Genomic DNA, 13525 nt, shown 5'->3' with positions numbered 1-13525 from the left:
TCTCCGGGGGGAGATAATAATGGTCGCCGTACTATCCGATAAACGAGAATTCATCATCGCCGCCGTTAAGGTGATGTATACCGATGTAGCGCGCAATCCTGACAAGGAATTCCACTTCCCGACCGGGCGCGACGCCTGCCGGTTTGTTGGTTATCCCGACCCATTGCTGGATCAAATTTCAACAACGGCAATGGAAAGTTTTGCCGGTGTCGGCTATCCCCATGCGGCAGAGGTGATCAAACATGGAGACATCGTTCTCGACATTGGCTCCGGGGCTGGTACAGACAGCCTGATTGCCGGTCTTGCCGTTGGCGAAGAAGGTCACGTGCATGGCCTGGATATGACCCCGGCAATGCTTAACAAACTACAAGACAATATTGATAGCTCAGGCGCTAAAAACGTATCGACGTTGGCTGGCGAGGCGGAAGACATCCCGCTGCCCGATGAAAGCGTCGATGTGGTGACCTCGAACGGTGTTCTCAACCTGATTCCTGACAAGGCCAAGAGTTTTGCCGAAATCTTTCGCGTACTGAAGCCAGGCGGCAAGGTTCAACTGGCCGATATTGTCGTCGACAAGGCGATTTCAGAACAATGCAAATCCGACCCGGAACTGTGGGCGGAATGCGTGGTTGGCGCGTCATTGAAGGATCAATATATCGCCCTGTTTGCCGCAGCCGGATTTACCGACATCACGGAAATCAGGTCCTTCGATTATTTTTCAGGCAGCAACAGCGAGAAAACCCGTGAAATCGCTGGCGGCTTTGACGCCCACACAATCGAACTGGTGATGACGAAGCCCGCTTAATCCTTCAACAGGCGGATCAAACTCGAGGTGTCCCAACGGTTACCGCCGCGTTCGGCTATCTGCTCATAATAACCGGCAACGATCTTTGTCACGGGTAGTTTGGCGCCATTATTACCGGCTTCGTTCATGCAGATGCCCAAGTCTTTGCGCATCCAGTCGACAGCGAAGCCGAAATCGAATTCATCGTCAGCCATTGTATAGGCCCGATTTTCCATTTGCCATGACTGGGCAGCGCCCTTGGAAATGACATCGACCACCCGCTTGACATCAAGCCCCGCTTCGCTGGCAAAGTTCAAGCCTTCGGAAAGCCCCTGAACAAGTCCTGCGATACAGATCTGATTGACCATCTTGGTTAGTTGGCCTGCCCCTGCATCTCCCATAAGGGTGACGGCTTTGCCGTAGGCTTCCATAATGTCACTGGTCGCATCAAAAGCATCTTCATCACCACCCAGCATGATTGTCAGCTGTCCGTTTTCGGCTCCCGCCTGGCCACCTGAAACCGGGCCATCAAGGAAGCGTTTGTTCATTTCTTTTGCGGCGGCGTAGACTTCCCGCGCCACATCAGCCGAAGCCGTGGTGTGGTCGACAAAAATAGAGCCTTCGTCCATGCCGGCAAGGATTCCGTCTTCACCAAAGGTGACGCTGCGCAGATCATCATCATTGCCGACGCAGGCGAAAACAATTTCGCAACCTTCGGCAGCCTGGACCGGGGTTTCGGCGAAAGAGCCACCGAATTCCTTGCTCCAGGCTTCAGCCTTGGCGGTGGTGCGATTGTAAACGGTGACATCGTGTCCGGCTTTGGCCAAATGACCTGCCATCGGATAGCCCATAACACCAAGACCGATGAAAGCTAATTTTTTCGACGCCATAATCCTGTTCCTTTATAAAATTCAGTTGCCTTTGTTTAAGCCACTGGCAAAGTCCGATCAACTTTTACGGACTGGTTTTCCGCATGGTGAAACGTTTCTATTCGTCTAGCAACTCGCGGAGACATTCAAGGGTCATCAAATTTGGAGCCATTATCAGCGTTTCACCCGTGCTTTGGGCATCCATCGGGTTCAAGTCAGGGTGATAATCCCGTCCGGCCTTGAGCAAACGATTGACGCCCCCTGCTTCTGCGTGGATCAACACCCCGGCGGCATGATCCCAAGGTTTCAGCCGGTATGCGTAGCGGGCGAAGTCCAATCGCCCCAGTGCCAAGTCCATGTAGTCGCGGCCAACACAGCCGACCCGGTTTATTTGTGTTGGTGCACCGTTGACAGATTTCAGGCGCTTGGCGACGTTGGGACTGAGTGAGCCTTTCATTTCATCAACCGGTTCCGCATTAGCTATGGTCAAGCGGTTGCTTCCACTCCAACACCCCTGCCCCTTTGCTGCCCACACGGTTTCACCTGTCATGGGATCGTGTATCCAGCCCATCAGGGTCTCGCCACCCTGGCAGTACGCGACGATGACAGCGAAGGGTTCGCGCCCGTGGGCGAAATTGCGGGTGCCATCCAGCGGGTCAAGTACCCAAACTGGCGCGTCCTGGTTTATGCGGTCAAGGACGCTGGGGAAATCCTCGGCCTCTTCCTCGCCGACAACCAGGGATCCCGGGACAAGCGCCGTTAATTCTGCTTCAAGACGTTTTTCCGCCTCCACATCAGCAATGGTAACCAGATCGCCGGGAGATTTTTCACGCACGTCAGATTCATTGAGTTGTTGAAAACGTGGTGTTATCAGGGCTTTCGCCGTCTCGGTAATAATCTGGGATACGATTTCAGTATTTGGAAGCATTACCCAACAACCCCCGGTTAACGACGCTCGAAGCGGGCCCAGTTGGCTTCATCGAGCCTGACTTTCACATGCACACCGTCATCATCGTCCATGCGTTCAATAACCTCACCATGATCATAGAGCCAGGAAAGAGTTGCGCCATCAGCCGATTGAACATCAATGGCATGGGTCGATGTGGAAAGCGCCAGCAATTCATCGATTGTATGTAGCAGTGCCGAACACCCCTCACCGGTTAACGCTGATACGTTAACAACCGGGCCGCCTGCCCTTTCTGCCTTGGTTTTTAGAATGACCAGATCATCAGTTTCGACGGCATCTATCTTGTTGAGAACTTCGATAAATTTCTTGTCGGTTTTATCCCCATTATCATTTAAGCCAAGCGTTGCCAGGACTTTCAGGACATCCTTCTTTTGCGCACCCGTATCCGGATGGGCGGCGTCACGAACATGGATGACAATATCCGCTTCGGTCACTTCTTCCAGGGTCGCGTGGAAGGCGGTAACCAGTTCGTGTGGCAAGTCGGAAATGAAACCAACCGTGTCCGATAAAATAAGGGACCGCCCTGACCTAAGATCAATCCCGCGCATGGTCGGGTCCAGGGTCGCAAACAACTGGTCCTGGGCATCGACATTGGCATCGGTCAGGCGGTTGAACAAAGTCGATTTACCGGCGTTTGTATAGCCGACAAGGGCAACGATGGGATAAGGCGTTCGCCGCCGGGCTTTGCGGTGCAGGTCGCGGGTTCGTTTGACTTCTTTAAGATCGCGACGCAAACGGGTCAGGCGTTTGTCGATTTGCCGGCGATCCGTTTCAATCTGGGTTTCACCCGGCCCGCCCATGAAACCGGCGCCACCGCGTTGCCTTTCAAGGTGAGTCCAGCTTCTGACAAGGCGCGAGCGTTGATAAGTCAGGGCGGCAAGCTCAACTTGCAGGCGGCCTTCCCGGGTACGAGCCCGATCACCGAAAATTTCAAGGATAAGCCCGGTTCGGTCGATCACCTTGCAATTCAGCTCGCGCTCAAGGTTGCGTTGCTGGATCGGGCTTAAGGCTATATCAAAAACGGCAATATCAATGGCGCCCGTACCCGGATCGCGGTTTCCTGGTACGTGCCCGGATATAATGGTCGCAATACTGGCCAGCGTGCCTTTTCCCATCAGCGTTGAAGGTTTAATGCGGTTCAGGGTGACGATATCGGCGTGAACAACGCTGACGTCAATAGCCAACGCCAGTCCGACGATTTCTTCCAATCGTGCGGCCGGGTCGCGGGTATTCGTTCCGGGGCCTTTAATAAGCGGGTGGATGACAAGACAACGCTCTGTCCTGACTTTTTCAGTGCCCCTTAAGGACGCCGGATCCTTGGTCGAATTGGTCAAGTGCGTCGTTTACTTATTCTTCGTCTTTTTCCGGCTCGAACAACTGTACGGGCTCGGAAGGCATGACTGTTGAAATGGCATGCTTGTAGACGAGTTGCGTATGCCCGTCGCGACGCAAAAGAACCGAGAAATTGTCAAACCAGGTGACAATGCCCTGCAGTTTCACGCCATTAACAAGAAAGACTGTGACGGGTGTTTTGTTTTTTCTTATGTGGTTCAGAAAAACATCTTGGACGTTTTGGGTCTTTTCGGGTGACATGATCGTAACCCCTTTTTTCTTATTATTTTATCCGCCTTTACTTGGGCGGAATGTTTTGTATTCCCTGCTTGTCAACGCCTCCAGTGCTAACCAGCCCCGGATGCATCATAATATTACATATTTTCGACCAATTTGGAAAGTGCCAGACAGTTCTCAAGGTGGCAGAGCGGTTGAAAATCGTTAAATTCCTGAGGCTCGGGAGCTTCCCGGCGTAATAAAACCGGCGCCAGTTCAGCATTGAAGGCGCATTCCATGTCAATGTCCGCGTCGCCGACAAACCATACCTGGCCACCACGTTTGTGGGGTGTGCCCGACAAAGCCAGTTCGACCGGGTCCGTTGCCGGTTTGTCATTGCTGGCATCTGTGGCCCCGACCAATTTAGCAAAATGCCTGTCCCAGCCCAAATGACTGGCTTCTTTACGCAGGTATGCGCCGCGCTTGTTGCTGACAACGCCTAGGTAAATGCCACGTCCCGACAAGTCAGCAAGCATCTCGGCCGCCCCGTCAAAAGGACTGATCATCGTCAGGTGAATATCATCAAAGCGGGCGTAGAAGACGTCCGCGGCTTTTTCCCAATCATCACCGAACAAGGTCGGGAAGCTGTCACGCAAGGATTTACGAACCCGTTCGCGGACCTGGGACATGGTCCAGGGTTCTTTATCGAAAGCATTCAAGGTGAAGTTCAGGGCATCGAAAATAATCGCCCAGCTATCGACCAGGGTGTTGTCCCAGTCAAAAAGGATGGCTTCGGGTTTTTGTAAAGCGCTTACGACGACTGGGCTCACGCTGCCTGCGCCTTCATGTGCTCACCGTAATAGGCCAGCAGTTTTGCCGAAAGCGCGCCGACTTTTCCATCACCAACCGGGTCGCCATCAATGTGAAGGACCGGTTTAACGAATGAGGTGGTCGAACTGACAAAGGCTTCCTTCGCTGACTTGGCTTCTTCAAGCGAGAAAGCACGTTCAACAAATTCAACGCCATACTCCCCCGCGATTTTCAGGACCGACAGGCGGGTGATACCGTTAAGGATCGAATTGCTGGTGTTTCGGGTGACCAATTTACCTTCCGCTGTGACGATCCAGGCATTGGAAGCTGTTCCTTCGGTGACCATGCCGTCGTCCTCGACAAACCAGGCTTCATAGGCACCGGCGCGGGCCGCTTTCTCCTTGGCCATGCAATTGCCAAGCAGGGATACGGTTTTGATATCGCGGCGCTGCCAGCGAATTTCAGGTGTCGTGATGACATCAACCCCTTTGTTGGCGGCGTCAAAATCAAAGGGCGGAAAGCGCTTGGCCGTAACAACAAGGGCGCTGTCATGGTGGGCCGGATAAGCGTGATTGCGCGGGGCGACGCCGCGGGTAATTTGCAAATAGACAATGCCGTCACGAATGCGGTTTCGCCTGATGACCTGACGGATAATCATATCAAGGGAGCGCGGACCAACCGGCCAGGCGATTTCAAGCTCGCTTAAAGACCGGGTCAAGCGTTCCATATGGCCGTCCATATCAATTAGTTTGCCATGATGGATGGCAATGACTTCGTAGACACCGTCGGAAAACTGATAGCCACGATCCTCGATATGGACAGCGGCGGAAAGGTGCGGGACGTACTGTCCGTTAACGTAAGCGATGCGTGACATGGATTTGCTACCTTTAGAAAAATTCAAGTTGGACAGAAAACATTTTTTCAACATTGCGAACCTGATCAGGTGCCGCAAACAAAACCACACGGTCGCCGACCTGAACAACCGTATTGCCACGCGGCGTTATGATTTCCGTATCACGAACAATAGCACCGAGCAGAACTCCGGCCGGAAGATTGACATCCTTAAGGGCCGTATTGACCAGGGGCGATGTTTCCAGTGCTTCGGCCTCAATTAACTCACCGAAACCCTCGCGCAGAGTATGAACGGAATGAATGCGCCCGCGCCTGACCTGTTGCAGGATCGTCGAGACCGTAATGTTGCGCGGGCTGACCACCACATCAATACCTAATGGCGCTACCAGGGGTTCATAGGAAATTTTATTGATCAAGGTGATGGCGCGTTTGGCACCGTGACGCTTGGCCAGCAGAGAGGCCAGAATATTGGTTTCATCATCGTTGGTGACCGAAACCACCGTTTCGGCGGCTCCGGCGTTGGCTTCTTCAAGGATTTCAGGGTCCAGCACATCACCGTGCAGAACGACAGTCTTTTCCAACTGTCCTGCAACGGCTTCAGCTCTGCTCAGGTCGCTCTCAATCAATTTCGCCCTGACCCAGGGGAATTCCCTTTCCAGTTGCTGGGCAAGAAACAGGCCTATGTTTCCGGCCCCGAAAATCAGTAATCGACGGGCTTCTGATTCTTCATGGCCAAAGGCGGCCATGGCGCGTGGCAAATGTTCCGTATCGACGACAAAATAGACCTCGTCACCGGGCAGCATCTGGTCATCACCGGTTGGCACAATGGGTGCGTTTTCACGCATCAGGCCGACAATGACGATATTCAGGTCGGGGAATAGCTGGGTCAATTGGCGAAGCGGCGTATGAACAAGCGGGCAATCATCGTTACAGCGAACACCAAGCAGCCGTACCTTATCGTCGCACATGGGGATCATTTCAAAAGCGCCAGGAACCTGCAAACGGCGGGTGACGGCGTGGGCGACTTCAATTTCCGGTGAAATGATGACGTCGATGGGCATGTGATCACGGGAAAACAGATTGGCCCAAATCGGCATCAGGTAACTTTGGTGGCGTACCCGGGCGATCTTGGTTGGTACATCAAACAGGGAATGGGCAACCTGACAGGCAACCATATTGACTTCATCGGCGTAGGTGACGGCGATGATCATGTCGGCATCTTCCGCGCCGGCGCTTTCCAGAACATCCGGGCGCGAGGCATGCCCAACAACACCCTGAACATCAAGGGTATCGGTAATTTGCGAAACCAGCTTTGAGGATTGATCAACGATGGTGACATCGTTGTTTTCCATAGATAACTGGCGAGCGATACTGGAACCAACCTGGCCCGCGCCGCAAACTATGACTTTCATCGTATAAGATTCCCTTCCCGGCTATCCATCAGAAGCCTGACCGGTTCTGCCAGCGGTATCAATACCTAGTGTTTTTAATTTTCGATGCAAGGCCGAGCGCTCCATTCCGACAAAAGTGGCTGTCCGCGAAATATTGCCGCCAAAACGGCTGACTTGTGAATTCAGGTATTCTCTTTCAAAAGCCTCACGCGCCTTTCGCAAAGGTAGGCCCATGATTCCATTGATACTTTCAACGGTTTCACTAGTGATTTCAGAATTCCTGCCACTGATTTCTGGCGGAAGAATATCCATTCCCATGGCTTCTTCATCATTTTCGGGGGCCATGATCAGCAGTCGCTCGATAATATTCTTAAGTTCCCTGACATTTCCGGGCCACGAATAGGCCTGCAAGGCGGCGATGGCGTCCAGGGCCAGAGTTCTGGGTGAACGTCCTGAATTCCCTGCTGCACGGGCAATAAAGTGTTCTGCCAGCGGGGCTATATCGTCTATGCGGGCGCTCAAGGGTGGCAGTTCAATGGGAACGACACTCAATCGATAAAACAGGTCTTCACGGAAGTTGCCGCTTGCCATTTCCTCACTCAGGTCACGGCTTGTCGAGGCGACGACACGGACATCCACCTCTACCTTTGTCGTGCCGCCGATGCGTTCAAAAATTTGTTCCTGCAGGACACGCACGATTTTGCCTTGCGTTTCAAGGGGCATATCGCCGACTTCATCGAGCAACAAGGTTCCGTTGTGGGCGGCTTCAAACGTACCTGTCTTGCGGGCGGCCGTATCGTCATCTGACGCCTCAAGCCCGAATAATTCCATTTCAACCTTTTCCGGGGCCATGGAGGCGCAATTGAGGACGACAAAGGGTCCACCCGAACGACCGGACATTTTATGAAGCAGACGGGCCGCGACTTCTTTGCCCGAGCCCGCTGGCCCGGAAATCAAAACTCTTGAATTGGCCGGGGCTACTCTGTCGAGGGCCTGGCGGACCTGGTTTATGGCAGTGGATTTGCCAATCAGTTCGTTTTCGGTCCCTGCCCTTTGTCGCAGTTCCTCGTTTTCCCGACGCAGGCGTGATGCTTCAAGGGCGCGCGCCGTAATCAACAGGAGTCTGTCAGAATTAAACGGTTTTTCGATGAAGTCATAAGCCCCAAGATTGATCGCCGTAACCGCCGTTTCGATATTGCCGTGACCGCTCATCATAACCACCGGCAGGCCCGGATATTCAGCTTGGATGTGGGAAAGAATTTCAATGCCATCGAGGGCACTGCCCTGCAGCCAGATATCCAGAAGCACCAGGCTTGGCCTGCGGGTGGCGATGGCGGCAAGCGCTTCGTCACTGCTGGCGGCCTTTCGGGTCAGGTAGCCCTCATCTTCCAGAATACCGGCGGTTAATTCCCGAATATCCGCTTCGTCATCAACGATCATGATTTCAAGAGACATTGGTCATAACCCCGGTTGCACTCTTCATTGGATCAACATCATTTTCATCTTCGGCCTCTTCGGACTGATGGAATAACAATGTAATCATCGCCCCGCCATCCTTGCTATCAGCAAGCAGAATTTCCCCGCTGTGGTCTTCCATAATCTTTTTTACAATGGCAAGACCAAGTCCGGTTCCGCCTTCACGACTTGTAACATATGGTTCAGTCAGTTTTTGACGTTCGGATTTGGGCAATCCCATCCCGTTATCATTAATGATGACGGCAAGGGTTTCATCATCCTTGTTGTGGGTTATTTCGGCTATGGAGCAGCGTATTTCCCCGTCCCGGGTATCGCAATTAAAGCGAGAGGACACGGACTCTGCTGCGTTCTTTAACAAATTGGTCAGGGCCTGACCGATTTGACTGCTGTCGCAGCGTAAACTTACCGGGCCTTCGGGGACTTCCAGTTGGTAATCAATTTCCGGATGACGGTGGCGCTCCAACGAGACGGCCTGACGGCAAATATCGGATAAATTTTCCTCCCTCAAGGTCGCTTGGGGCATTCGGGCAAAGGAAGAAAACTCATCAACCATGCGACCAATTTCCTCAACCTGGCGAATGATTGTTTCGGTACAGCTGGAAAAAGTTTCCGGGTCTGTATCAATTTGCTTCAGGTATTTGCGCTGCAAGCGTTCAGCCGAAAGCTGGATTGGCGTGAGCGGGTTCTTGATTTCGTGGGCGATGCGCCTTGCGACATCTGCCCAGGCAGCCTTGCGTTGGGCCGATAACAATTCCGTCACATCATCGAAAGTAACGACGTAGCCAAGGGTTTCGTCACCCAGCTTTTCACCCGCGATATTGACCAGCAGGGTGATGACGTGCCCTTCCCTTTCAATTTTGATTTCATCAGAGAAAAGCCTGTCGGGACGCTTGATGCTTTTTTCCAAAAGCTCGTTAAATTCCGGAATAACAGTCGCCAAAGGCTGCCCGATAACATTTTCAAGTTTGTATCCCAGCAATTCCGATGCAATTCGGTTAGGCAGATGAATACGTCCTTCATTATCCAGGCCAATAACCCCGGCAGATACGCCACTGAGAACAGTTTCGGTGAAGCGCATTCTTTCATCAAGCTGGCGGTTGGCTTCAATCAGGCCTCGCTGCTGTGTCTGCAACTGCGATGTCATTTTATTGAATGCCCGACCCAGCGAACTGATTTCATCGGTACCGGCAGTTTCCTCGACGCGGGCCCCCAATTCACCGTCCGAGACCCGCTCGGAGGCAGAAATAAGGCGGGAAATAGGCCGCGACATCTTTCCGGCAAGGGTTAAGCCAACCCAGACGGCGACCATCAGCAACAACAACGCAACGACGCCGAAAATCATCACGAAGGTGATTTGAATGCCTTCCTGATTTTTTTCCAGGCTTTTGTATTTATCGACGGCGCCAGCGGTGTTTTCAATATATTCGAGAACTTGCGGGTCAACAAAACGTCCTGCCAGAAAATATGCATCGACGAAGCCGTCTAGTTTGACGATGGCGCGAACCCTGTCTTCCTTGATATTAAGAACGACGATGCGCCCCCTGGAGGCCTGGTTCATGGCCTCCTTGGGCATCAGGTCAAACTCCAGCGATTGACTAAACATGGACCTTGCGAGAATGCGGCCATTTCCGTCAATCACCAGGGCCTCCTGAAAACCACGAATTTCTGCCTGACGGGTCAGGTAATTGTTGAACTGGCGTCGGTTACGCATCAGCGCAGCCGCTTCGTTGTTCAAATCATTGGCGGTCGCCAAGACATCGGCGCGAATGTTTTGCTGATGTTCATGCAGATACGAAATACCAACCGCATGGGATGCCTCAAGGGCGGTTTTAATCTTGTCGCTGAACCATGTCTGAATACCAAAATTCAGAAACACCACTGAAAAAATGGCAACCAGGATGGCCGGGGCCGCAGCAACCAGGCCAAACATCAACACCAGCCGCGTGTGCAAACCGGATCCTGCCTGCCCGCGCCGCCGTTCAGCCCAGATCGACACCAACCGCCGGGCGACAACAACACCCAACAACAGCAACAAGACAGCGTCGGTATAGAGCAGCGCCAGAACAATTTGCGGATCAGGGTCGGGGGTGTCCTGCCAACCAGTCATGGTGGCGACGGTTGCCAACCCCGAAGCGACCGCCATTGCGACCAGGGCAATAGCCAGCTTGCGGCTCATTCCCAGACGTCGCCACAGCAATCTGGTTTTTATGATCAAGCTGTCACTGGATTTTGTCTGGCTCGTCATTTGGCCCCTCTGACGACCGCTATATCGAGTTCACGGATCTTCTTTCGTAATGTATTCCGGTTCAAACCAAGGACATCAGCGGCCTTCACCTGATTACCACGGGTTGCTTGCAAGGTAAGGGTAATCAAGGGGCGTTCAACTTCCCTGAGCACCCGGTCATAGAGTCCTGCAGCAGGCAGACTGCTGCCATGGGCTGAAAAATAGGTATTCAATTGTTGCTCGACGGTACCCGACAGGCCATCGGTCCCTTCTGTGTAGTCAGAAGTCAGCGACGATGTATCGGCCAGTTCGGCCTCGATCACATCAATGCCGATGACTTCCTGGGAATACAAGGCGCCCAGACGCTGGACCATATTTTCCAGCTCCCGCACATTTCCCGGCCAGCGATAAGATTTAAGCCGTTCCATGGCTTGAGGATCGATAACTTTACGGGGCAATCCTTCCGCCGCTGTCAGGTTTAAAAAGTGCTGGACCAGCTCAGCTATATCTTCTGTACGGGCCCGCAATGCCGGCAGTCTGATCGGGACGACATTTAAACGGAAGTACAAATCCTCTCGAAATAAACCCTGTCTTATCAACAGTTTAAGATCATGGTGGGTGGCGGCGATAATACGCACGTTGGTGCGAATGGGGGTGCGTCCGCCAACGGTGGTGTATTCACCTTCTTGCAAAACCCGGAGCAAACGTGTTTGTGCTTCGGGCGGCATGTCACCAATCTCGTCCAGAAACAAGGTTCCCCCTTCGGCCTGTTCAAAACGGCCGCTTCCCCGTTGGACAGCACCGGTAAAAGCGCCCTTTTCATGACCGAAAAGTTCACTCTCAATAAGGTCACGCGGGATCGCCGCCATGTTAATGGCGACAAAGGGGCTGAGCCGCCTCTTGCCGTAGTCATGCAAAGCACGGGCAACCAATTCCTTGCCGGTACCTGATTCACCTGTAATCAATACGGACAAGTCTGTCCCCATCAGTCGTGCCAGCGTGCGATATATTTCCTGCATGGCCGGCGAGCGGCCAATCAGGGGAATGCTTTCGCCATCACTCTCACCCGGGGAATCAGCTTTAGCTTCGCTGGGGAATTCATCGAGACGTTCTTTTGGTTCTTCAAGTGCTTGCTTAACAACCGACAGCAACACATTCAAATCAAATGGTTTTGGAAGATATTCAAAGGCACCGCGTTCGGTCGCTTTTAGGGCCGTCAACATGGTGTTTTGGGCGCTCATGACGATGATTTTAAGTTCCGGGCGAATTTTACGAATGCGCGGGATGAGATCGAGGCCATTCTCATCAGGCATGACGACATCAGTGATAACAAGATCACCATCGCCATCACTAACCCAGCGCCATAAAGTTGCAGCATTTCCAGCCGCCCGCACTTCATACCCGGCCCGGCCAAAGGCCTGGATCAGAACCGTGCGGATTGCCGCATCATCATCTGCGACAAGGATCGTTTGGCCTGTCATCTTAACCTTCACCTGTTTGCGACGTATCGGTCGGCAGCATCACCCTGAAAACCGTTCGCGAAGGATGGCTGTCGAGTTCAACAATACCGCCGTGATCGTCGATAATTTTAGCAACCAGCGCCAAGCCAAGCCCGGAACCCTTGGGTTTGGTGGTGACAAAGGGATCGAACAGATATCTGCGATTTTCTTCCGGTATTCCCTCACCGTTATCCTGAACGCTGACCATCAGCGGAAGATGGACCCTGGAATTGCTGCCCGGTACGGCAAACCGGAAACCATGCTGGTAGGCCGTTGTCAGGACAATTTCGCCACCGTTCTGAGTTGTCGCTTCCGCTGCGTTCTTGATTAAATTCAGGAAGACCTGCACCAATTGATCCCTGTTGCCTAAAACCGCTGGCAGTGACGGGTCGTAGTTTTCAACAAAGCGGACATGTTGTGCAAAACCGCTTTCGCCCAGTTTTCGTACCCGATCGAGAACCTGATGAATATTCACTGCTTGATAATCAAGGGGAACGCCATCTGTGAAGATATCCATGCGATCAACCAGGGCGACGATCCGATCAGCTTCGTCGCGTATCAGGCGGGCAAGTTCCTTGTCAGCTTCCATGACATTTGATTCCAGCAACTGTGCTGCACCCCGGATGCCCGAAAGCGGATTTTTAACCTCGTGAGCCAACATCGCCGCCATTGCAGATACCGAACGGGCGGCCCCCCGATGGGTAAGATGGCGATCAATGGTATCCGCTATGGAGCGTTCCTGTATGGCCAGAACAACCGATGTCGTGTTTTCCGGCATTAAACTGGCGTGAATGTTAACCAAGCGTTTGCCAATGCGTGGCGTTTCAAGGGGCAACCCGTATTCGGAAACCGCTGTGCCACTGCTTCTGACCTGTTGCAAAAGGCTGAGAATTGGGCTGTCTGCGGGGATCAGGGTGTCAATAGGCAGCCCCACCAGATGTGACGCGCTGCCTTGAAAGAACTGCTCACTGGCATTGTTGACGTAGCTGATCGTGTTATCGATGTCGATGATGGCGATGCTTGATGCCAGGGCATTAAGGATGGTTTCAAAATCGGGCTGGCCGGGTTCACCAGATGCAGCCACCAGTGAAGCCGTTTTGCCCAT

Annotated in this window: 12 protein-coding genes; 1 reads left to right on the top strand and 11 read right to left on the bottom strand. The window is 53.0% G+C overall.

Annotation, left to right across the window (positions count from 1 at the left end; all coding sequences use genetic code 11):
- The first annotated feature begins 19 nt into the window (after positions 1-19).
- On the top strand, positions 20-805 hold the full coding sequence (locus tag HOL66_12400) for a methyltransferase domain-containing protein (GenBank protein ID MBT5245032.1): 786 nt from the start codon (positions 20-22) through the stop codon (positions 803-805).
- Here HOL66_12400 and HOL66_12395 read toward each other — a convergent pair.
- The 11 genes from HOL66_12395 to HOL66_12345 form a co-directional block, all read right to left on the bottom strand.
- Complete coding sequence (locus HOL66_12395; GenBank protein ID MBT5245031.1) at positions 802-1674, bottom strand: NAD(P)-dependent oxidoreductase; 873 nt, start codon at positions 1672-1674, stop codon at positions 802-804. The genes HOL66_12400 and HOL66_12395 overlap by 4 nt on opposite strands.
- Before the next feature lie 97 nt (positions 1675-1771).
- Positions 1772-2581 (bottom strand): inositol monophosphatase, encoded by an 810-nt coding sequence (locus HOL66_12390; protein MBT5245030.1) that lies wholly within the window; start codon positions 2579-2581, stop codon positions 1772-1774.
- Between the two features lie 17 nt (positions 2582-2598).
- Positions 2599-3954 (bottom strand): GTPase HflX, encoded by a 1356-nt coding sequence (hflX, locus tag HOL66_12385; protein ID MBT5245029.1) that lies wholly within the window; start codon positions 3952-3954, stop codon positions 2599-2601.
- Positions 3955-3967: 13 nt separating this feature from the next.
- Complete coding sequence (gene hfq, locus HOL66_12380) at positions 3968-4213, bottom strand: RNA chaperone Hfq (protein MBT5245028.1); 246 nt, start codon at positions 4211-4213, stop codon at positions 3968-3970.
- Positions 4214-4326: 113 nt separating this feature from the next.
- Positions 4327-4998, bottom strand: a complete 672-nt coding sequence (locus HOL66_12375) for an HAD hydrolase-like protein (GenBank protein MBT5245027.1) — start codon at positions 4996-4998, stop codon at positions 4327-4329.
- Complete coding sequence (locus HOL66_12370) at positions 4995-5852, bottom strand: D-amino-acid transaminase (protein MBT5245026.1); 858 nt, start codon at positions 5850-5852, stop codon at positions 4995-4997. Before HOL66_12370 ends, HOL66_12375 begins: the two co-directional genes overlap by 4 nt.
- Positions 5853-5865: 13 nt before the next feature.
- On the bottom strand, positions 5866-7242 hold the full coding sequence (trkA, locus tag HOL66_12365) for a Trk system potassium transporter TrkA (GenBank protein MBT5245025.1): 1377 nt from the start codon (positions 7240-7242) through the stop codon (positions 5866-5868).
- Positions 7243-7263: 21 nt separating this feature from the next.
- The gene (locus tag HOL66_12360; GenBank protein MBT5245024.1) at positions 7264-8676 is read right to left on the bottom strand and encodes a sigma-54-dependent Fis family transcriptional regulator; all 1413 of its coding nucleotides are present in this window, start codon (positions 8674-8676) and stop codon (positions 7264-7266) included.
- Positions 8666-10942 carry a PAS domain-containing sensor histidine kinase gene (locus HOL66_12355; protein ID MBT5245023.1) on the bottom strand — a complete coding sequence of 759 codons (2277 nt, stop codon included), beginning with the start codon at positions 10940-10942 and terminating at the stop codon, positions 8666-8668. Before HOL66_12355 ends, HOL66_12360 begins: the two co-directional genes overlap by 11 nt.
- A complete protein-coding gene (gene ntrC / locus HOL66_12350; protein MBT5245022.1) occupies positions 10939-12402 on the bottom strand; it encodes a nitrogen regulation protein NR(I) in 1464 nt (487 codons plus the stop codon). The genes HOL66_12355 and ntrC overlap by 4 nt, the downstream gene beginning before the upstream one ends.
- A gap of 1 nt (position 12403) precedes the next feature.
- Entirely contained in the window at positions 12404-13525 is a 1122-nt protein-coding gene (locus tag HOL66_12345; protein ID MBT5245021.1) for a PAS domain-containing protein, read from the bottom strand.

Source organism: Rhodospirillaceae bacterium (genome assembly GCA_018662005.1).
Classification (GTDB): Bacteria; Pseudomonadota; Alphaproteobacteria; order Rhodospirillales; family JABHCV01; genus JACNJU01.
This window is presented reverse-complemented; position numbering and strand designations above follow the sequence as displayed.